Annotated in this window: 18 protein-coding genes; 7 read left to right on the top strand and 11 right to left on the bottom strand. The window is 38.7% G+C overall.

What is annotated here, in order from left to right; genetic code table 11:
- Positions 1–55: 55 nt before the first annotated feature.
- The 6 genes from PSE72_RS14215 to yieE all read right to left on the bottom strand — a co-directional run bounded on the left by PSE72_RS14215 (position 56) and on the right by yieE (position 8,336).
- Entirely contained in the window at positions 56–2,038 is a 1,983-nt protein-coding gene (locus PSE72_RS14215; RefSeq protein ID WP_109911589.1) for a ligand-gated channel protein, read from the bottom strand.
- A gap of 258 nt (positions 2,039–2,296) precedes the next feature.
- Positions 2,297–3,085, bottom strand: a complete 789-nt coding sequence (locus PSE72_RS14210; protein WP_109911588.1) for an ABC transporter ATP-binding protein — start codon at positions 3,083–3,085, stop codon at positions 2,297–2,299.
- Complete coding sequence (locus PSE72_RS14205; RefSeq protein ID WP_115167056.1) at positions 3,079–4,173, bottom strand: FecCD family ABC transporter permease; 1,095 nt, start codon at positions 4,171–4,173, stop codon at positions 3,079–3,081. Before PSE72_RS14205 ends, PSE72_RS14210 begins: the two co-directional genes overlap by 7 nt.
- A gap of 19 nt (positions 4,174–4,192) precedes the next feature.
- Entirely contained in the window at positions 4,193–5,329 is a 1,137-nt protein-coding gene (locus PSE72_RS14200; protein WP_217007700.1) for an ABC transporter substrate-binding protein, read from the bottom strand.
- Positions 5,330–5,575: 246 nt separating this feature from the next.
- On the bottom strand, positions 5,576–7,066 hold the full coding sequence (locus PSE72_RS14195; RefSeq protein ID WP_004911886.1) for an amino acid permease: 1,491 nt from the start codon (positions 7,064–7,066) through the stop codon (positions 5,576–5,578).
- A 406-nt stretch (positions 7,067–7,472) separates the two neighbouring features.
- Positions 7,473–8,336 (bottom strand): DNA-binding transcriptional regulator YeiE, encoded by an 864-nt coding sequence (yieE, locus tag PSE72_RS14190; RefSeq protein ID WP_004911888.1) that lies wholly within the window; start codon positions 8,334–8,336, stop codon positions 7,473–7,475.
- A 193-nt stretch (positions 8,337–8,529) separates the two neighbouring features.
- Between yieE and PSE72_RS14185 the strand changes: the two genes are divergently transcribed.
- Positions 8,530–9,609: a YeiH family protein gene (locus PSE72_RS14185; RefSeq protein WP_115167054.1), complete on the top strand. Its 1,080-nt coding sequence runs from the start codon at positions 8,530–8,532 to the stop codon at positions 9,607–9,609.
- A gap of 100 nt (positions 9,610–9,709) precedes the next feature.
- The gene (nfo, locus tag PSE72_RS14180; RefSeq protein WP_115167053.1) at positions 9,710–10,555 is read left to right on the top strand and encodes a deoxyribonuclease IV; all 846 of its coding nucleotides are present in this window, start codon (positions 9,710–9,712) and stop codon (positions 10,553–10,555) included.
- 72 nt (positions 10,556–10,627) lie between these two features.
- Here the strand turns inward: nfo and fruK are convergent, their stop codons facing one another.
- The gene (gene fruK / locus PSE72_RS14175) at positions 10,628–11,563 is read right to left on the bottom strand and encodes a 1-phosphofructokinase (protein ID WP_004253135.1); all 936 of its coding nucleotides are present in this window, start codon (positions 11,561–11,563) and stop codon (positions 10,628–10,630) included.
- A 164-nt stretch (positions 11,564–11,727) separates the two neighbouring features.
- Between fruK and PSE72_RS14170 the strand changes: the two genes are divergently transcribed.
- From PSE72_RS14170 to yeiP, 3 genes are all read left to right on the top strand, one after another.
- Entirely contained in the window at positions 11,728–12,165 is a 438-nt protein-coding gene (locus tag PSE72_RS14170; RefSeq protein WP_004911901.1) for a nucleotide triphosphate diphosphatase NUDT15, read from the top strand.
- 161 nt (positions 12,166–12,326) lie between these two features.
- Entirely contained in the window at positions 12,327–13,571 is a 1,245-nt protein-coding gene (gene mtr / locus PSE72_RS14165; protein WP_004911904.1) for a tryptophan permease, read from the top strand.
- 152 nt (positions 13,572–13,723) lie between these two features.
- Positions 13,724–14,296, top strand: coding sequence for an elongation factor P-like protein YeiP (gene yeiP / locus PSE72_RS14160; RefSeq protein ID WP_272690987.1), 573 nt, complete (start codon positions 13,724–13,726; stop codon positions 14,294–14,296).
- A gap of 137 nt (positions 14,297–14,433) precedes the next feature.
- Here the strand turns inward: yeiP and PSE72_RS14155 are convergent, their stop codons facing one another.
- The gene (locus PSE72_RS14155) at positions 14,434–14,778 is read right to left on the bottom strand and encodes a hypothetical protein (protein ID WP_004911913.1); all 345 of its coding nucleotides are present in this window, start codon (positions 14,776–14,778) and stop codon (positions 14,434–14,436) included.
- 338 nt (positions 14,779–15,116) lie between these two features.
- Here PSE72_RS14155 and PSE72_RS14150 point away from each other — a divergent pair, with 338 nt between their 5' ends.
- Both PSE72_RS14150 and mepS read left to right on the top strand, forming a co-directional pair.
- A complete protein-coding gene (locus PSE72_RS14150) occupies positions 15,117–15,716 on the top strand; it encodes a YrbL family protein (protein ID WP_115167052.1) in 600 nt (199 codons plus the stop codon).
- A gap of 747 nt (positions 15,717–16,463) precedes the next feature.
- A complete protein-coding gene (mepS, locus tag PSE72_RS14145) occupies positions 16,464–17,048 on the top strand; it encodes a bifunctional murein DD-endopeptidase/murein LD-carboxypeptidase (RefSeq protein ID WP_004911920.1) in 585 nt (194 codons plus the stop codon).
- Positions 17,049–17,300: 252 nt separating this feature from the next.
- Here mepS and PSE72_RS14140 read toward each other — a convergent pair whose 3' ends face one another.
- The 3 genes from PSE72_RS14140 to rsuA all read right to left on the bottom strand — a co-directional run bounded on the left by PSE72_RS14140 (position 17,301) and on the right by rsuA (position 20,168).
- Positions 17,301–17,642, bottom strand: coding sequence for a hypothetical protein (locus tag PSE72_RS14140; RefSeq protein ID WP_004260080.1), 342 nt, complete (start codon positions 17,640–17,642; stop codon positions 17,301–17,303).
- Between the two features lie 615 nt (positions 17,643–18,257).
- Positions 18,258–19,442 carry a Bcr/CflA family multidrug efflux MFS transporter gene (locus tag PSE72_RS14135; RefSeq protein ID WP_115167051.1) on the bottom strand — a complete coding sequence of 395 codons (1,185 nt, stop codon included), beginning with the start codon at positions 19,440–19,442 and terminating at the stop codon, positions 18,258–18,260.
- Positions 19,443–19,445: 3 nt separating this feature from the next.
- Positions 19,446–20,168: a 16S rRNA pseudouridine(516) synthase RsuA gene (rsuA, locus tag PSE72_RS14130; protein WP_109911580.1), complete on the bottom strand. Its 723-nt coding sequence runs from the start codon at positions 20,166–20,168 to the stop codon at positions 19,446–19,448.
- Positions 20,169–20,253: the final 85 nt, after the last annotated feature.

Below are 20,253 nucleotides of genomic sequence, written 5' to 3'. Positions count from 1 at the left end.
AAAAACCCTTTGGTAGAAGCCAAAGGGTTTGGATTAATCGAAATTGTTTTTTCGATTAGAAGTTGTAGTTGATACCGATATTGTAGCGACGGCCTTCTAATTCAGCACCGTAAGTCGCATTATCGATTCGGCGATCTAAGACGTTATAGACACCACCAACAATGTTCGCATTCTTGTTAAGCTGATAACTCGCACCTAAATCAAACAAAGCATAAGATGCTGTACCACTTGACATTTTTTGTCCACGACCTTGGTATTCAGAGGTTTTTCCACGAAAATTCATACGTGTCCATGTTTCTAAATCTTCAGTTGTTTGCCATGTCAGTGTGGAGTTAGCCATATGTTTAGGCTGCTTATTTAATGGCTTACCTTTATTTACACCACTTTTTTGTTCAGTATCAGTATAGGTGTAGTTAGCTGCAAAACTTAAGTCATCCACAATACGCCAGTTGAAAGTTAGTTCAACACCGCGCATCCTTGCTTTATCAACATTCGCTTTATCGCTAATGAAACGATACGGTTGGTTAGGTTTGTCACCTTCACCATCTTGAGCTACTGTACATGCTCTTACTGTGCTACTATTTTCTTCACAACGCCTAACTTCAGTAATTTTATCTTTAAAGTCAGTGTTATAGATAGTTATCCCCGCAGTAATATTATCTTGATTGTTCCAGATAACACCAATTTCTTCGGTCACACTTTTCTCTGGTTTTAAGTCAGGATTACCATAAATAACGGCATTACCTGCATTACCACCTGTTGCTTGTCCCCAGTTTGCAGACGATTCACGCAAGCTTGGTGCTTTGTAACCTGTAGTTACCCCACCTTTAATTGTCCATTGTTCATCAGCATGCCATACACCATACAAACGTGGAGTCCAGTGTGAACCGTAGTTTTCATCTTTATCCATACGAATACCACCCGTTAACGCAAAGTCATTGGTCATTAACCATTCATCTTCTGCGAATAACGCCCAGCTATATCGTTCAAGCTGATTATACTGTTTAAATTTATTACCTTCGTCTTTCAATTTCTCTTTACGATATTGACCGCCAATACTTAAACTATGGTCACCCAGTAAAAAGACACTTTGATTACGGAAAACAAGGTCTTCTGCCGTCATTTTACGGCCTGGGTTTTTTGTCTCATCGTATTGAACATAGGTATCTGTTGATGCAATATCATAAATACCCGTATGGGTTAATGCCATATGAGTCAACTCATATTTGCTAAAACCGCTACCGTCGCCTCTTTTGCTTGTATAACCTTCACGGTCATCACGGTGTTGGTTATCTCGTTTAAATTCTGCGTCGAAGGTATTTTTGTCATCAGGGGTCAACGATACTGTTGCTCCACCACTCGCCATGATTTGGCGGTTAAAACCATTAATGATTTTATCTTCACCACGATGTGAATATTGGCCTTGCAGTTTTACACCTAATAACCCATCAATTAATGGGCCTGAGGTGTAAAAGCTGCCTTGCCCTGTATTCCCTGAATTTTTACGTTCTGTTAATGTTGTATCAGCACGTAAACTGGTCGTCCACTCTTGTTGTACGCGACGAGTGATAATATTAATTACCCCTCCCATCGCATCTGAACCATACAGCGATGACATTGGGCCACGTACCACTTCAATACGTTCAATAGCTGGTAATGGTGGTAACCAACCTTGTTCAATACCAGAGCCATCACTATTTGGGCGAGTTGTACGTGTGTCAACACGTTTACCATCGATTAAAATCATGGTGTATTTAGCATCCATACCACGGATGCTGATGTCTGAGCTACTGCCGCCACCGGTCACTAAAACACCCGGTACATCTTTTAATGCGTCAGTCACATCACGGTAAGCTTTAGTTTCGAGTTGTTCGCGCGTCACAACAGAAATAGACGCAGGTGCATCTTCAATTTTCTGTTGGTAGCCTGATGCTGTTGTTACATAGATTTTATCATTACTATCATCAGCAAATGCAGGCGCCGCAGCAATAGCCGCAATAATGCTAATTGCCACTTTTCTTTTATTAAAAACAACCATTCCCAACTCTCCAAGAGATATTTTGTTTTATATATGAATTGATTTGCTCACATTGATTTCATTGAATCAAAAAATATTTTTTATTATTGGGGTATTTAAATACCCATAGGAAATTCATGGTAAAAACCATTATATAATTCAATTAAATTTCCTATGGGTAATTACTATTAATTAAGATTTGATTTTTTAATATTGCGCCCTCTATATTTTATTTAATGTGCTTGCCAAATGCTGCAAGCACACTATTCTATTACTATATTAACTTGCTAATTTATCAACCAGCCCATCTATTAGGACTTGTGGCACACCTTGCGAACAACGTTCAATACGACCCCGCACGCCATAAACCTCAGCAAGGCTTTCGGGGGTAATAACCTCAGCGGGTTCGCCTTGAGCAATTAAATTACCTTGTTTCAACATTAATACATGCTCCGCATGTTTGAGCGCAATATTAATATCATGAACCACCACAACCGTGATTATATTTCGACGTTTCGTCTCTTTTGCGACTAAATCCATCACATGATATTGGTAATTTAAATCTAACGCACTTAAAGGCTCATCTAATAACAATAAGTTGGGTTGACGAATTAAAGATTGTGCCAAACCCACTAATTGTTTTTGACCACCTGAGAGTTGGTCTAAATAACTTAACGCCAAATGCTCAATACCCAATTGACGTAATAACCCCATCACTTCGTCTTTACTATTCTCATTCCTCAAACCGCCTGAAGCACGTTGAGCAACAATCACTGACTCTAAAACATACAGGTGCACACCAGCAGGTAACGTTTGCGGTAAATACACCACATTTTGTGCTCGCTGGGCAAAACTCTGTTGGGTTAAGTCCTGACCATCCAGTAACAGCTGCCCTGTTGCCTTATTTAACCCCGCCAACGACCGTAATAATGTGGATTTACCACTACCATTTGGCCCAAGTAATACCGTGATCTTGCCGCGAGGCAAGATATCCGTCGATAGGTTCTCAATTACGGGACGTTTAGGGTAACCTGCATTAAATTGGTTAATAATCAGGCCACTCATGATACGTTCCCTCTATGACGCAAAATAATACTTAGGAAGAACGGTACACCAACCAACGAGGTCACGATCCCAACAGGGATAATCACACCCGGAATAATATTCTTCGACGCTATTGAGGCCATGGATAAAATTAACGCCCCAATTAATGCACTTGCAGGCAGATAAAAACGGTGATCTTCACCAAAAATCAACCTTGCTATATGTGGCGCAACTAAACCAATAAAGGCAATAGGACCGACAAATGCCACGGCTAGCGCCGATAAAATACTAATGCGTAATAACGTTGTTAACCTTAAACGGCGCACATCAATACCGAAACTGATCGCCCTATCCTCACCCAATCTTAAAGCCGTTAGCTTCCATGAACTCATCATGGCAATTGGGAAAATAAGTGCGAAAACTAATGCCATCACCCCAAGTTTCACCCAAGTCGCTTTTGATAAACTGCCCATCGTCCAAAAGACTAAACCCTGCAAGGTATCTTCTGTTGCGATGAATTGCATCATGGAAACCAATGCATTAAAGGTGAACACAAGCGCAATACCAAACAGTACGACACCTGAAGTTGCTACGCGTGTCCAGCGGGTTACTGCGTCTAACATCAACGCTGCTAATAATGCAAAAATAAAGGCATTGGCTGATATCACCCACTGGTCGGGCACGCCTGGAATTGCAATGCCAGAAACAATTGCTAATGCGGCGCCGAATGCCGCGGCATTAGATACCCCTAATGTAAATGGGCTCGCTAACGGGTTATTGAGGATTGTCTGCATCTCAGCACCCGCAAGCCCTAATGACATGCCAATCACCACGGCCATCAATGCGTAAGGCAAGCGAATGTCCCAGACAATGACACGCGTTCCTGCATCAACCGACTCTGGGGTTATCAACGTTTGCCATAAGCGCTCGAGAGATAACCCTGAAGGCCCCAAGGTAAAATCTATAACCAGTGATAATAAAATTGCCGCGATGATAACAACTATCCATGTCAATCGACGGCGTAACATAGTCTGATAATGCTGTTTTACATTATCGTCAGCCTGAATAGCCGCTTTTTCAGCCGTAATCATTGGCTCGCTCGTAATACTCATCAACTCTTACCCGTTTTCATTACTTTTCGCTGACCCAATATACACCTGTAGGCTCAATGGCGAGAAACTCTCTGTGCAATTCTTCGAGTGTTTTTTGCGGTTCAAGGTCAGCAAACTGTTCTGGATAAAACCATTTGGCGAAAACTTGCGTCGCAATCACATTGTATGGAGAGTTATAGTAATTGTGCCAGATAGCATAATCTTGCTTATCTTTTACGGCTGATAACGAGCTAATCCCTTTACGTTCAGTAATTTTTTTCAGGCTTTTTTGTGCATCTGTTAATGTGCTTTGTGCGCCTAATTGAACGCCGGCATCTTTACTACCCGGTGCTTTTGCACCAGATGCAATGTAAACATTTGGGTCTGCAGCAATGATTTTCTCTAAGTTCATCGTACCAAGTGCGCCCGGCAAAACACCTTTAGCAATATTTTTACCACCAGCTAAATCAATAAAATTCCCCATATTTCCATCGCCAGCGGTACCGCAGCAATCTTCAAAAGCACCAGCGCGTAACTCAATAAAAACACTTGGTTTTTTATCTTCTGGTATTTTCGAAGTAATATCAGTGACTAATTTTTGGTTTCTTTCATAAAAATCGACATACTTATTTGCCGCCTGTTCGCGGTTCAATGCTTTACCAAGTAAACGCATGCTTGGTAAAGTGTTTTCCAGTGGTTTATCACGGAAATCCACAAATACGACAGGGACACCCGCTTTTTCCAGTTGGTTGACTAACTCACTATTTTTACCCGGTCCATGACCTGATAAACCAAAAATGGCAATATCCGGATTTAGGGTTAATACTTTTTCTGAACTGACGCTATCTGCACTGGTATTACCAATTAATGGAATGTTATCAATTTCAGGAAATTTCGCTTTATAAACAGCATAGGTTTGCGGGTCTAGTTTTCGAAGGTCACCTTGCCAACCTACAATTCGCTCAATGGGTTTATCACCTTCTAGCAGAGCTATTGCACTAAATAGGCGTCCTTCGCCTAATAAAATGCGATTAACATTATCAGGAACCTCAACGGTACGACCTGCAATATCAGTCACCGTTGCAGCCCAAGCGCTCATACTGGCACTTGCTAATAACGCTAAACTTATTCCTTTTACTACCGACCTAGCTACAGACTTCTTGGCTACCGACGACATAGTATTGAGCTCCACTCTTAACCTCATTGACTTACTTTTTTATGAGGTAACAATAAAGCAAATAAGAATACTTATCAATACGATTATTAGTTTAATCATGGGTTTCATCAATGGAATTCTGTGACCATTATCGTAAACCCAAACATTCAGCCTATTTTACCGCCAAAATGTAGGTTTATTGCGCTATATATAAAAAAACAGCACCCTATGAAGAGTGCTGTTATTGATGATAGATATTTTAAAAAATTATTTATCTAAATTTTCGCGGTAACTTGGAAAGCTCATGTCTTTATAACGGATAAACGTCGTTTTCTTCGCTATTTTATAACCAAACCAAATTGCTAAAAATAACGGAATTCCAATATAAGTTGCGGTAACCCCTACCCAATCAATTTTATCTTCTAAAAAAGCTTGGTAGTTTTGACCCAACGTGATTGTTAAGCACAAAATAAAGGCAAAAATAGGGCCGATTGGGAAAAAACCTGAACGATAAGGTAAGTCATTAAGATCTCTCCCTTGTGCAATATAGCCCCTACGGAAACGATAATGGCTAATGGCAATACCTAACCAAGCAATAAACCCTGTCATCCCCGATGTATTTAACAACCACAAGTACACCGTTTGGTTGCCAAACATGGAACTTAGGAAACATAACCCTGCAACAACCGTCGTTGCTAACAATGCATAACGAGGTACGCCACCTTTAGATAAACGGGCGAAAATACGCGGAGCCTTACCTTCACGGGCTAAGGTATACAACATACGCGTTGATGCGTACATACCGGAGTTACCTGCCGATAATACCGCTGTTAAAATAACCGCATTCATTACTGCTGCCGCAGATAATAAGCCTGCATTTTCAAATACTAAAGTGAATGGGCTTACACTAATATCTTTGACATCATTACGCAGTAAGTTTGGATCAGTGTAAGGAATGATCAAACTAATAATTAAGATTGCAAAGATATAGAATAACAAGATACGCCAAAATACTTTGCGCACGGCTTTTGGAATATTTTTAGCGGGGTCTTTCGATTCACCCGCAGCAATACCGATTAATTCAGTTCCTTGGAATGAGAACCCAACTATCATTGCCACACCAATCATGGCTGAAAAACCACCAGCAAAAGGCGCATCACCAATTTCCCAATTATGCCACCCGGCATTTTCCGCACCGCTCATGATGCCAAAAATCATTAATACGCCGACAACAATAAAAATGACGACCGTGGTGACTTTTATTAATGAGAACCAGTATTCAGCCTCACCAAACCCTTTAACTGAGATGAAATTCAGTAAGAAAATAATGGCAAGGAAAATGGCGCTCCAAATCCAACCGGGGGTATCTGGGAACCAGTAAGTCATCACTAATTGAGCGGCAACTAAGTCAACTGCAATGGTCACAGCCCAGTTGTACCAATAGTTCCACCCAAGTGCAAAGCCAAAACCTTCATCGACATATTTTGCACCATAGGTTGCAAATGAGCCTGAAACGGGCATATATGCGGCTAACTCACCTAGACTGGTCATCAAAAAGTAGACCATTAAACCAATGATAGCATAAGAAAGGAGTGCTCCACCGGGGCCTGCTTGTGCAACCGTTGCCCCAGAGGCAACAAATAAACCTGTACCGATGGACCCACCGATAGCAATCATCGCAAGATGGCGTGCCTTTAGCTCACGGCGTAGTCTTTGTGGGCCGCCCTGCGAGATAGTATTGGTATGTTGTTCTGACATTTGTTCCCTGCATTTTATTATTCAGCTAATATCGCAGGGATTCTAGCAAAATAGACTGTGAGAACTAAGCAACTCTTCACTGTTATAAGATACCTTCATAATTCACACAAAATTATAAGTAAAATGCGTTATCTCAAAAAATTCAGTATACCCTCTTAATAAGAGGACGACGTCTTATTTTCTTTATCGTGTCAGTAGCGGCAAATGTGGCTGTTCAAGGCACATAAAAAGTGCAGCCAACAACGCGATAGCCTATCACAAGTGCAACACATTCACTGCAATCCTCTATAGCTTTTAGCGTGTCGCTAGGCGGCAATTGAGACTATCCAAGGAGCATACATTAGTATGTGACTTGGGTCGTCGATTGCAGCCAACAACGCGACAGGTTAAAAGATGACGAGGATTTTTAATTACAGTAAGACAGAAGGTTAGTAATCGCATTCGAAAGATGCTTTTGGCGGTGATAAATCAAATATAGCGTTCTTTCTAAATGAAGTTCATCTATTTTTAGTTCAACTAGAGAGCCATTTTCTAATTGCTCTTCGATCACCCGACGAGATAAACAACTTATACCTATTCCATAACGAACTGCATGCTTGATAGCTTCTGAATTCCCTAGCTCCATTAAAATATGAAAGCCAGGAAGATGTGCAAATAATAATTGGTCGAGTACATCCCGCGTACCTGAACCTCTTTCACGCAAAATCCAAGGCGCATCACGCAAATCTTTTAAAGAAACTTTTTTATTCGCCAATGGATTTTGGGGTGAAACAAAAATAACGAGTTCATCTTTTAACCATGCTTTTGAAATTAACTCAGGGCTATGACAAACGCCTTCGATTAACCCAACATCGGCTCTAAATTCCATGACTGCTTTAATAATTTCTTCTGTGTTACTGATAAAAAGCTCTAAAGGAATATCCGGGTGGTCATGACGGTAACCCGCTAAGACTTCTGGTAAAATATAATTACCAATCGTTGTACTTGCTGCAAGACGCACTGCGCCCATCTCTTTTTTAAATAATTGCTCGACTTCTAACCCTTGCTCTAATAACGCTAAAGCTTTGGGATATAGCAGCCTTCCGTGCTCATTCGTAACAAGTCGTTTACCCACACGGTCAAATAATTGAACGCCTAATTGACCTTCTAAATCCGTTAGCGACGCGCTGACAGCCGATTGTGAAAGTGCTAATAACTGAGATGCCTGCGTCGTGGAGCCACTTTTTAATACTTCCGTAAAAACCTCAAGTTGCCTAAGTGTAATTCGCATAAAGGTAAGCCCCAACGTGATTTTTAGTATTTGTAATAATAATGTTAATATTAACGATTTATTCGCAATATTCCAGAAGAAACTTATAATCTATTTTGGTGGTAGATTATATAATGATAATCAATTTAAATTATTATTACTTTTGTTATATCCTTATTACTAAATCTTATAAGCGGTAATAAAGAGTATTATCATGAATAAAAGTGACACCAACACCCTTGAGCATAATAGCCTAAACCCTATATTTAAACTCATACCAGGTATTATTCTAGCGGGTATTCTAACTGCTATTGCAATTTACCTCGGTGACCAACCCTGGTTTATGGATATTGGTTTAGGTGCATTAACTCTCGCAATATTATTAGGAATTATTGTCGGGAATACTTTTTACCCCGTAGCCAGTCAATCTTGTGATGCTGGCATTAAATTTGCCAAACACTATTTTTTACGTGCCGGGATTATTTTGTATGGCTTTCGCCTTACTTTTCAACAGATCACTGACGTAGGCGCTACTGGTGTAATTATTGATGCTTTAACATTAACATCGACATTTTTATTAGCGTATTGGCTAGGCAAAAAAGTGTTCGGTCTTGATGAAGAAACAACATTATTAATTGGTGCTGGCAGTAGTATCTGTGGCGCAGCCGCGGTCATGGCAACTGAGCCTGTCGTTAAAGCTTCTGCGAGTAAAGTCGCTGTTGCCGTTTCAACTGTTGTTATCTTTGGTACAATTTGTATCTTTGTTTACCCTTGGATTTACCAATTAAACGCGCACTTTGGTTGGTTTCCGGCAACAGAAGAAACCTTTGGAATTTACATTGGTTCAACAGTACATGAAGTTGCACAGGTTGTTGCAGCAGGCCATACAATTGGTACAGACGCAGAAAATGCCTCTGTTATTGCCAAAATGATCCGTGTCATGATGCTTGCGCCATTTTTAATTATTTTATCTGCGTTTTTAAGCCGTAAAACGGCTGCAAACCAAACAACAAAGACCCAAAAAAGTAAAATTACTATTCCTTGGTTTGCTGTATTTTTTATTGTTGTCGCAGGTTTTAACTCACTCAATTTACTGCCTCAGGCATTAGTACAGCAAGTTATTGCTTTGGATACCATTTTACTTGCTATGGCAATGGTTGCTTTAGGGTTGACTACCCATGTTAGCGCTATTCGCCAAGCGGGCATTAAACCATTGCTAATGGCGTTGATACTGTTTGTTTGGTTGATAGTTGGCGGACTATTAATTAACCTACTGATTCAAAACATTTTTTAATCTACATTCTCCTCGTTTTTAGCCACCTTAACCGGTGGCTTTTTTGTTGATTTCATTTATTCGCTTATTAATGGCATACTCCAATAAAAAGGAGTCAAAAATGAAATATATTGGAGCACATGTCAGCGCCTCTGGTGGTGTTGACCAAGCCGTTATTCGCGCACATGAAATCAACGCAACCGCTTTTGCATTGTTCACAAAAAATCAGCGTCAGTGGAAAGCTGCACCACTTAACGAAGAAGTGATTAAAAAATTTAAAGATAACTGCAAAAAATATGGATACGGTAAACACCAGATCCTGCCCCATGACAGCTATTTAATCAATTTAGGTCATCCTGAATTTGAAGCTCTAGAAAAATCTCGGGTCGCTTTTATCGATGAAATGCAGCGCTGTGAGCAATTAGGTATTGATTTACTTAATTTCCACCCAGGTAGTCATTTAAACAAAATTGAAATTGACGACTGTTTAGCGCGGATTGCTGAATCTATTAATATCGCGCTTGCTGAAACCGAGGGAGTGACTGCTGTCATTGAAAATACGGCAGGGCAAGGTACTAACTTAGGTTTTGACTTTACACATCTCGCAAAAATTATTGATGGGGTAAAAGATAAAAGCCGTGTAGGTGTGTGTATCGATACTTGTCATGCTTTTGCCGCAGGTTATGACCTACGCACTGCCGAAGATTGTGATAAAACATTTGACCAGTTTGCAGAAATTGTCGGGTTTGAATTTCTAAAAGGAATGCACCTTAATGATGCGAAAAGTGAATTTGCCAGCCGTGTCGACCGCCACCATAGTTTAGGTGAAGGGAATATTGGTTTTGCACCATTTACTTACATTATGCAAGATAACCGCTTCGATGGTATCCCTTTGATTTTAGAAACCGTAAACCCCGATATTTGGCCACAAGAAATTGCGTGGTTAAAAGCACAACAAAATAATTAGCGATTTAGCCTACTTTCTAATAACAAAAACCCCCGCATTTATCATATGGGGGTTTTATTTGAACTGAATGACCTATAACGATTTCATTTCAATTTTTGCCATCATATCCGCTAATTTATTTCTATTTTTTAAGCCGACATCTGGCTGGGAAACTGAGAGTGCAGAAATTGCAGTCGCCATACGTAAGGTATGCTCACTGGACTCACCATTGAGTAGCCCGTAAGCTAGCCCTGCCACCATCGAGTCACCAGCCCCAACCGTGCTTATCACTTCACAATGTGGTGGTTTAGCTAGCCAAGAACCCGAAGCATTAACCCACAGAGCCCCTTCTTCCCCTAGCGATATGACAACATGGGAAATGCCTTTATCTCTTAATTCATGGGCTGCAGCTACGACATCTTGTAAGTCTGGTAGTTTTCGACCAACCCAACTTTCTAGCTCATGACGATTAGGTTTTACTAGCCATGGTGACGCTTTTAAACCCGCCTTTAAGGCTTCTCGACTGCTATCAAAAATAATACATGGGCATAATTGGCGAAGGCGAGTCATCCACCGAGTAAATTCTTCTGGATCAATACCACTTGGCAAACTTCCGCTAACCACAACCATATCAAAATGGCCAAGCCAATTGAGTGATTCTGTCGAGAAACGGTTCCAGTCTTCTTTGCTGACCTCAAAACCTGAAAAGTTGAAATCAGTCGACTCCCCATTGTTTTCAGTGAGTTTTACGTTAATTCGTGTTCGTCCTGGCACCATACTAAAGCGGTTAGCCATGCCATTTTCACTGAAAAAATGTTGAAATTCCTCTTGGTTATCCTTTCCCATAAAACCACTAACAGTGATATCAATACCTAAGTCACGGAGTACTTTTGCGACATTGACCCCTTTACCACCCGCATTGAGGCTAGCGGTTTTGACTAAATTGACTTCCCCCACTTCGATAGTAGAGCATAAGCCCACAAGGTCGTAAGCAGGATTTAATGTAATTGTAGCAACCCGGCGAGTCATAACCACTAATCTCCCTTATCATGATTATCGTGTCTTTAAATTTAAGTATAGTTATAACATTAAAGCATATTGTTTTCAGTGATATTTGTACTTTTTCCTGCTTGTTTTTCTACAAGATTATGTCAGGATCAGCGCGCTGAAAAATAAAATAATAAGGAGAATATATGTCTGAGCCTGCTTACGTCGTCGTTGGTGTCGGTGTGCTAATCACTAACAAGTATGGGCAAATTTTGATAGGTAAACGCAGTAGTAAACATGCGCCCTATTGGTCCATTTTCGGCGGACATGTCGACCCCGGTGAATCTTTTGAAACCTGTGCAATTCGCGAAATAAAAGAAGAGATAGGTATTGATATCCAAGCCCCCACTGTTTTTGGCATCAGCAATAATTTACAAACTCACCAACAAGAAGGTAAACACACCGTTTCTGTTTGCATGCATGTTGAATATGACGGTGATGTTGAGCCTCAAATTATGGAACCAGATAAATGTGAAAGCTTAATGTGGGTTTCACCAGACAAACTCCCAGAACCGCATTTTGAGGCTAGTCGCAACGCGGTTGACCTCTGGCTAACACAACGTTTCTATCGCCAAAACGCCTAATTAATCGTAAGCGTACAAACATTCTCGCGTTGTACGTTTATTATCCATCCCTTTCTAATTACTCATTTTTCCCTGTTTTATTCTATTTACTATATTTACAATACTTCATGCTTGCCGTATCATTTAGCTAGTACAGTGAAACAATATATTTAGGAGCCACCATGGCTATTGATGGAACAACACAACAAAAAAATCCTTCTATATTAGGAGGTGCTATGATCATTGCCGGTACCGCAGTGGGTGCTGGTATGTTTTCTATTCCTATGGTGACTTCTGGCGTATGGTTCACAGGCTCCGTCATACTGTTGATTTATACCTTTATTTGCATGTTACTTTCTGGGTTAATGATTTTAGAAGCCAATATGAATTACCCTGCGGGCGCTAGTTTCCATACGATGGTTAAAGATTTGTTGGGTTCGACATGGAATTCAATTAATAGTTTATCCGTCACCTTTGTACTTTACATACTTACTTATGCCTATATTTCTGCGGGTAGCTCTATCATCGCAGCGAATTTGTCAGAAAAAATACAGATACCTCAAGCAGGTGCTGGCTTTATTTTTGCCTTCATAGTGGCTTTTTTTGTGTGGCTTTCTACGCGTGCTGTCGATAGGTTAAGCACTATTTTAATTGGTGGAATGGTAATCACCTTTATTATGTCAATCGGTGGAATGGTTTCAACTGCATCTCCAGCTATCTTATTTAACCAAACTGAACAAGGTGAAAGCCAGTATCTTCCATATGCCTTAGCCGCATTACCTTATTTATTAACTTCATTTGGTTATCACGGTAATGTGCCAGGATTAGTAAAATATTATAATAAAGATAGCCGCAGTGTTGTTAAGAGCCTCGTCTATGGCGCAACCATTACCGTGGTTATCTATATTTTGTGGCAGTATGCGATTCAAGGAAATATTCCAAGAACTTCATTTATTGAAATCAGAGAAAATGGTAATAATATTGATGCATTACTGACCCAAATGAATATTTCCACCCAAAGCAGTTTTATTTCTCAGTTTTTGAACCTGTTCTCCTATATGGCTTTAGCGAGTTCTTTCTTAGGTGTGTCTTTAGGGTTATTTGATTTTATCGCTGATTTTTTCAAATTTGAAGATAACAAATTTGGCCGCCTTAAATCCATTTTAGTCACCTTTTTACCACCAACGATACTCGCTTTAATTTTTCCTAATGGGTTTATTTATGCGATTGGTTTTGCAGGGTTAGCAGCGACTATTTGGGCTGTCATTGTCCCTGCCCTGATGGCGAAAGCAAGCCGTAAACGCTACCCTAACAACAGTTATAAAGCACCAGGAGGGACCTTTATCATTGGCTTCGTGATCCTCTTTGGGTTAATTAATGCGGTTGCTCATTTATTGTCGCTATCTGGTTTACTTCCTATCTATTAACCATTCGAGTATGAATATAACCTACAGGTTATATTCATACTGATATTTATCTAAAAATTTTTCACTGAAAATTGACTTCAGCATCTTGCCTAATTCCTTATCTGCGAGTAATTTTGTCGCACTCTTTTTGACAACCCTAAAGAAGGTTATTTATGGCCAAGGCCAACGAAATTAAACGTGGTTTAGCAATTAACTACAATGGCAAACTATTACTTGTAAAAGACATTGATATTCAAGCACCTAGCGCTCGTGGTGCAAGTACGCTATATAAAATGCGCTTTACTGATATCAAAACTGGCCAGAAAGTTGAAGAGCGTTTCAAAGGCGATGATATTTTAGAAACCATTTCGCTAACACGCCGTGGAGTGAGTTTTTCTTATATTGATGGTGATGAATATATCTTCATGGACAATGAAGATTACACTCCTTACATTTTCAAAAAAGCGGATATTGAAGAAGAATTACTTTTTATTCCTGAAGAAGGGTTACCAGGAATGCAAGTATTAACAATGGATGGACAAGTTCTTGCATTAGAGCTACCACAAACGGTTGATATGGTGATTGTTGAAACAACACCTGCAATTAAAGGCGCATCAGCAAGCGCACGGACTAAACCCGCAACCATGGCTACAGGACTAACAGTCCAAGTCCCTGAATATTTAACCAGCGGAGAAAAAATTCGTATTCATATCGCTGAGCGTCGTTATATGGGCCGTTGTGACTAATTTTTGTTTTTAATTTGATAGAAACAATTTTTTATATGCCTATGAAGTTACTGTTCATAGGCATATGTCATTAAAATTAAACATTGCATACCCTTCTCATATTAGTTTGCTACATTCAATTCTTATTCAACTCAAGATTAATCGTATTTTATTGTATAAATACCTAAGGTTTTATCTTTATTAATCCAATTAAATTGTTGAGTACCTTTTTGATTCGGAAGCAACATTTCTTTATTTTTTAATTTACGAATATCTGCAGATGCAGTTTCCAATTTACCATTATCATTCCAGCATTTAGTTTCAACTTTATTAGCATTCGCTTCGACAACACAAGGTGATGCAACTATGGCACCAGTAAATCGAATAACGCCTGTACTACTGCGTTTCGTCTCACTATTTTCTGACGCAACGATTGAAAAACTTGTGCTTAATGCTGTTACTGCCAGAAAAGTCATGACCATTTTTTTTACTGAGCTATTCATAATGAAATCCCCTTTTAAAATTATGTTATCGTCACTTTCTGTAATTTATTTACAGTTAAAGTATTTAATTTGGCTGAATTGCCTGAGGACGACATACTAATTCCAAAGGGATATTAATAATTTCATTTATGGTCGTAGTTTTTTATTTTTTGTTTTAATTATTTATCAAAACAAAATAAATGACTTACATCACACTTAATTAACCACACAAAATGCAACACTTTATAAATAATATCTAATAGTATTAGCCCTATAATTTATGAAAATCGTCGCAACGCCACTTAAGGCTCATCTATACATCAAAAACTTTAGAATCGTTAAAAATAGTGTTAATCATCATGCATAAGAATTTAAATAAAAAAATCGCATTACCCTCTATCAATTTGATCGCATCAGGCCGACAGCGTGCTTGTTATCAGCATCCTGAATATGATGACCTATGCGTAAAAATTCATTTAAGTGGAAGAGATGATAAAGAAACATTAAGGGAGGTTCGTTATTATAAGCGCTTATACAAAAAAAAATTCACCACAAAAACCATTTCTCATTACTATGGTTTCCAACAAACTGATCGCGGATTAGGATATGTATTCCAATTAATCAAAGATAAAACTGGAAATGTTTCACATACTTTAGATTATTACTTAAAAAACAAACAACTTTTTTTAAAGCATAAAAAAAATATGAAAATTGCCTATGAGCAATTTAAAAAGGACATTTATAAAGAGGCTATCGTCACGATGGCACTTAAGACTTATAACATTGTTTACCAATTAGGTTATAAACCTCACGGTAAATTTCTGATTATTGATAACCTTGGGTCATCTAACTTCATTCCCATGGATTATTTTTCAACTAGAATTGCTCGTGCTACCCTCAATCGCCGGTTTAGTGATTTCGAGCAACGGCTTTATCGTGACTACAATATCAAGATATAGCACATACACTGATGGTTCACCTACATTATTACCGTTTGGTGGTCGACATAAATTACCTCTCACTCGCCAGTATCTATTTCATGTAGAAAATCCGAACAACACCCCCCTGATAAACATACAGTAAATTTACTTTCTTCACTATTCTCTGTGTGTTTTTTATTCTAATCATCTTTTTTGAAGTCTACTAAACTATTCGTTTTGCTCACAAATAAGCCGTCATTAGATATAAACTTAAGCTTCTTTACATTTCAAACTTAAAAAGCACATATTTATGTAAATATACTGAAATAACAACCAATAAAATGTGATTTATATCATATTTCATTGACTGCAATTACCTGTGTTATAAGTAAAGATCCTTCATTGTAGACAGTTATCACATAAACCAATGGCAAATAGGCACTTTTATCTAATGTTTTGTAAATTTCACCTCTATTAACTCGCCATTTTGCTTTTGTTTATGTATGCTCTTAAAGGTTTGATTTGGGATTATTGCGATACCAAATCTTTTATGTAAAAAATGTAAAGAATGTCTTAGTAAATTTAGTCGATATTGATATATATCCTATACTCAATAAGTCATTAAATATGACTAGTACATTCGAAATTTAGTAGTGCTGCGATAAACACTTTCTGCGAAAAACACAGTTTTGGCATCTATAATGCGTTTTTCACAGGGATAAGTTTAGTTTTTTGTGTCTTTTTACACAATAAAGTACTAAAAAATGGTAAGGGATATATATAAGAATGCTAACTCCTGAAAAACTTAAGCGCTATGCTTGGCGCATTGTTCCGGCAATTGCAATCGCCGTAACTCTCACAGCATGTACCAACCCAAAGTCAGCTAAAAATACGCAATATACTGCCAAATCAGATGCACGTATGCTAAATGGTTCTGCTGGTGACTCGCTGACGATGGCATCTCAAGATGAATTCGAAGAATTAGTACAAAGTGTTGATACTAAATCTAAAATAATGGATCAATACGCAAGCTGGAAAGGCGTGGCTTATCGTCTTGGCGGTACAACAAAGAAAGGTGTTGATTGTTCAAGTTTCGTACAGCGCACATTCTTTGAACAATTTGGTGTTGAACTCCCTCGTACCACTTCTGAACAAGAATCCTCAGGCAAAAGCGTAAAACGTAATAACCTAAAAGTCGGTGATATTGTTTTATTTAAAACAGGCCGAACTATGAAGCATGTTGGTATCTATATTGGCGACCAAAAATTTGTTCATGCGTCAACCAGTAGTGGTGTTATCGTTTCTGAAATGACTAACTCCTACTGGAGCAAAAGATATTATGCCGGTAGACGTATTATTAATGGCTCATAAGTTTTTTTAACATTCTATATCCCCCTTCCAATAAAAAAGCTTCCATACAATGGAAGCTTTTTTATTGGAAATCTTTATTAACTAAATTTAGTATAGTTATTTGATTATTTTTGATAAAAATAGCTTAAATACCAAACCCACCTCACGATAACGCTCATTCAAAAACAAGTTATAAAACATAGCTGAACTAAACTTGTAACTAAAATAATAATGAATCATCGAGCCAATATAACCAAGCAAATATACTCAAAACTAAGCACTATAAAAGCCAGAAGACAGTTCTGCAATCGCGACGCCAGAAGCTTTTAAGCGACACATAGCAGCTAGCTCATCATTAGCATGAATGAATAGGCAAATTTCTTTTTGCCACTCTAAGATTGCGTTAGCGATCTGCATATCTGACAATGATTCAGACAATTGCTGCATTGCAATACAATCTGTCGCACAGTCATGGCTAAGTAGCTTCAGCCCCACAAGCTTATCGCTATCGGCATCATTCATAGGCACGACTTCAACATCCGTACCTATTTTGCCTGATAACCAGCGGTAGCTTTGCGGTAGCCTGTGCACCACCGAAAGACCTAATTTTTCCACAAAGATATCCTATTGAAACATTTTAGTATTTTGCCAAGTACTGATACTTACATTCTTACTTGACCTAACACGGGCTTAAGCCAATCATTCATCGTTCAAACCGAACTTTTAGTCATCCAAAAAAGTAACATGAATGTTAAATGTCGAACTTTAAATATAACATTAAAAAAACAAAATGTCGTTAAATTTTTGTGACACAAATCATTGCACATTCATTTTAGTAGTAAATATATTAAAATTTAAACTAATTTTGATCTCTAAGCTCAACATCTCACTCAAAACACTTAACTTTTTTTTACATTTATGAAATGAAAATAGTAAAAAACAGTTTGTTTTTGAAGTTAAACCAAATTTTTATTAATGAATAATGTTGCAATAAGCATTAATTCATAAAACATAAATTTAACAAATTTAGCTCGAATGATAATTGATTTAGATCATTTTTCATTAAGGATTTTAATACCTCTACATTACTACTCGCTTTTATCGAGCAATGTTACTTTATCTCTAATAGATAAAATGAATGATCTAGGGAAGTAACTAGAAAATATTCTATTTAAAGAAAGGGGAATTGTGTGTTCTCAGTTTCATCCATGAAACTTGAAAACATATGGTTTACTTTGCTTTTTTCGCTAATAGAACAAATAACATTGATAATGCTACACAAGCAACCATAGAACCAACCATTGGCCATGCGCTCTGAGCGGGTATGAGTGATAATAAAGTCCCAACGAGTGCGCCAATTGAAAACCTTATTGTTCCTGCCAATGAAGAGACGGTTCCGGCAATATGTGGATAATTATCCAAGATCACTGCCATTGCATTAGAAGTAATCATCGCTATGCCACTAACATAGATTGCAACACCGATAACCAATGTCCAAAAATCTAATGCAAATGCCGTTGTAACAAGCAACCACACGCCCATCACAAATTGGATAATGATGCCAAAGTAAAGCATTTTTTCTGCGCCAAAATGCCTTACATAGCGGCTATTTATTGTCGTCATAATAAACAGGAAGATAATGTTGATACCAAAATAGTAGCCAAAATTCTGTGGAGACACCCCATTCAAATCGATATAGACAAAAGCACCTGCATTTAAGAACGAAAACATCCCGGCAAAAGAGAATGAACTCGCTAATATGTAGAACAGAACCTGTCTTGCTCTAAATAAAGTCGCAAATTGCCTTAATGTTGTACCAATATGAAACTTTTGCCTTTTAGCAACGGGCAATGTTTCCCGCACAAAACAGCTCACTAAAATAACGGCAACAACCGCAGCAATGGCGATACTCCAGAAAATGGCATGCCATGAAAACCAATGCATTAGTTCTCCCCCTAAAATAGGGGCTAATAACGGTGCCACCGTCATCACTAATACAACAAAAGACATACTTCTTGAGAATTCATCACGAGTAAACATATCTCGCATAAGTGCGTTAATCACAACACTTGCAGCTGCAGCGGCAAAACCATGTAAAAAACGTAACCAAATCAGTGAATCAATCGATTCAGTGATAGCGCAAGCCGCTGAAGCGATGGCAAAAACGACGACTCCACCCAAAATAACAGGTTTACGCCCAATGCTATCAGCCATAGGACCATAAAATAATTGCCCTATAGCAAAACCAAAAATGTAGCTATTGAGCGTCATTTGAATGCGCCCTTCATCTACATTAAAATAATGCATCATCGTCGGAAAGCTTGGTAGGTACATGTCGATAGCCAATGGCATTAGCATCGATAATAAACCTAGAATTAATATCAGCCCCAAATAGGATGAACGCTGCTGTTGCACTCTTTAAACTCCTGCTGTTTTTTTACGTGGTACATTAATGCTGTTGATCTCTTCTTCCGTCAGTGGGCGGTATTCTCCTGGCTCAAGAGCATCATCGAGCCAAATTTCACCAACACGTTCACGGTGTAACCCACAAACGTGGTTTCCTACCGCTGCAAACATACGTTTTACTTGATGATAACGCCCTTCGCTAATCGTCAGCCTGACATCTCTAGGGCTAATAATTTCCAGTTTCGCTGGTTTAGTTGGATGTTTTTCCCCATTGAGCATAACGCCCTGAGCAAACTTCTCAGCAACATCTTGAGCAATATCATCACTCAATTGAACTCGGTACGTTTTTTCACAATGATGCTTGGGTGAAGTAATGCGATGTGACCATTGGCCATCGTCCGTCAATAATACAAGGCCGGTTGTATCGATATCTAAACGCCCTGCTGAATGCAGTTTTTGTGCAAGAGGCTCATCAATAAAAAAAAGAATTGTTGGATGTGTTGGGTCATCTGTTGAGCAAATATAGCCTTGTGGTTTATGTAACATAAAATAACGCGGCCCAGTAACTTGTACGAGGACATTGCCATCATAAGCGACTTCATGGTCAATCGTAACTTGAAAAGCCCCTGATTTAACGATTTCATCATCAACCGTTACAAGCCCTGCGCGCAGTTCTCGCGCTACCAAACTTCGGCTTATCCCTAATTGCTGGGACAAAAATTTATCCAGTCGCATAGATTCTCTTAACTTGATGGAATGCCAGTGAAGCGTACAATAACGCTCAACTGTCAGAATATAGAGTGAAAGGTTGTTGTGATTG

The organism is Providencia sp. PROV116 (genome assembly GCF_028482485.1).
GTDB classification, from domain to species: Bacteria; Pseudomonadota; Gammaproteobacteria; order Enterobacterales; family Enterobacteriaceae; genus Providencia; species Providencia rettgeri.
This window is presented reverse-complemented; position numbering and strand designations above follow the sequence as displayed.

What these genes read in the sequence shown, in the direction of transcription:
- PSE72_RS14215 (WP_109911589.1), bottom strand. Translation starts at nt 2,038, where the DNA reads ATGGTTGTTTTTAATAAAAGAAAAGTGGCAATTAGCATTATTGCGGCT.
- PSE72_RS14205 (WP_115167056.1), bottom strand. Translation starts at nt 4,173, where the DNA reads ATGAGTATTACGAGCGAGCCAATGATTACGGCTGAAAAAGCGGCTATT.
- PSE72_RS14200 (WP_217007700.1), bottom strand. Translation starts at nt 5,329, where the DNA reads ATGTCGTCGGTAGCCAAGAAGTCTGTAGCTAGGTCGGTAGTAAAAGGA.
- PSE72_RS14195 (WP_004911886.1), bottom strand. Translation starts at nt 7,066, where the DNA reads ATGTCAGAACAACATACCAATACTATCTCGCAGGGCGGCCCACAAAGA.
- yieE (WP_004911888.1), bottom strand. Translation starts at nt 8,336, where the DNA reads ATGCGAATTACACTTAGGCAACTTGAGGTTTTTACGGAAGTATTAAAA.
- PSE72_RS14185 (WP_115167054.1), top strand. Translation starts at nt 8,530, where the DNA reads ATGAATAAAAGTGACACCAACACCCTTGAGCATAATAGCCTAAACCCT.
- nfo (WP_115167053.1), top strand. Translation starts at nt 9,710, where the DNA reads ATGAAATATATTGGAGCACATGTCAGCGCCTCTGGTGGTGTTGACCAA.
- fruK (WP_004253135.1), bottom strand. Translation starts at nt 11,563, where the DNA reads ATGACTCGCCGGGTTGCTACAATTACATTAAATCCTGCTTACGACCTT.
- PSE72_RS14170 (WP_004911901.1), top strand. Translation starts at nt 11,728, where the DNA reads ATGTCTGAGCCTGCTTACGTCGTCGTTGGTGTCGGTGTGCTAATCACT.
- mtr (WP_004911904.1), top strand. Translation starts at nt 12,327, where the DNA reads ATGGCTATTGATGGAACAACACAACAAAAAAATCCTTCTATATTAGGA.
- yeiP (WP_272690987.1), top strand. Translation starts at nt 13,724, where the DNA reads ATGGCCAAGGCCAACGAAATTAAACGTGGTTTAGCAATTAACTACAAT.
- PSE72_RS14155 (WP_004911913.1), bottom strand. Translation starts at nt 14,778, where the DNA reads ATGAATAGCTCAGTAAAAAAAATGGTCATGACTTTTCTGGCAGTAACA.
- PSE72_RS14150 (WP_115167052.1), top strand. Translation starts at nt 15,117, where the DNA reads ATGCATAAGAATTTAAATAAAAAAATCGCATTACCCTCTATCAATTTG.
- mepS (WP_004911920.1), top strand. Translation starts at nt 16,464, where the DNA reads ATGCTAACTCCTGAAAAACTTAAGCGCTATGCTTGGCGCATTGTTCCG.
- rsuA (WP_109911580.1), bottom strand. Translation starts at nt 20,168, where the DNA reads ATGCGACTGGATAAATTTTTGTCCCAGCAATTAGGGATAAGCCGAAGT.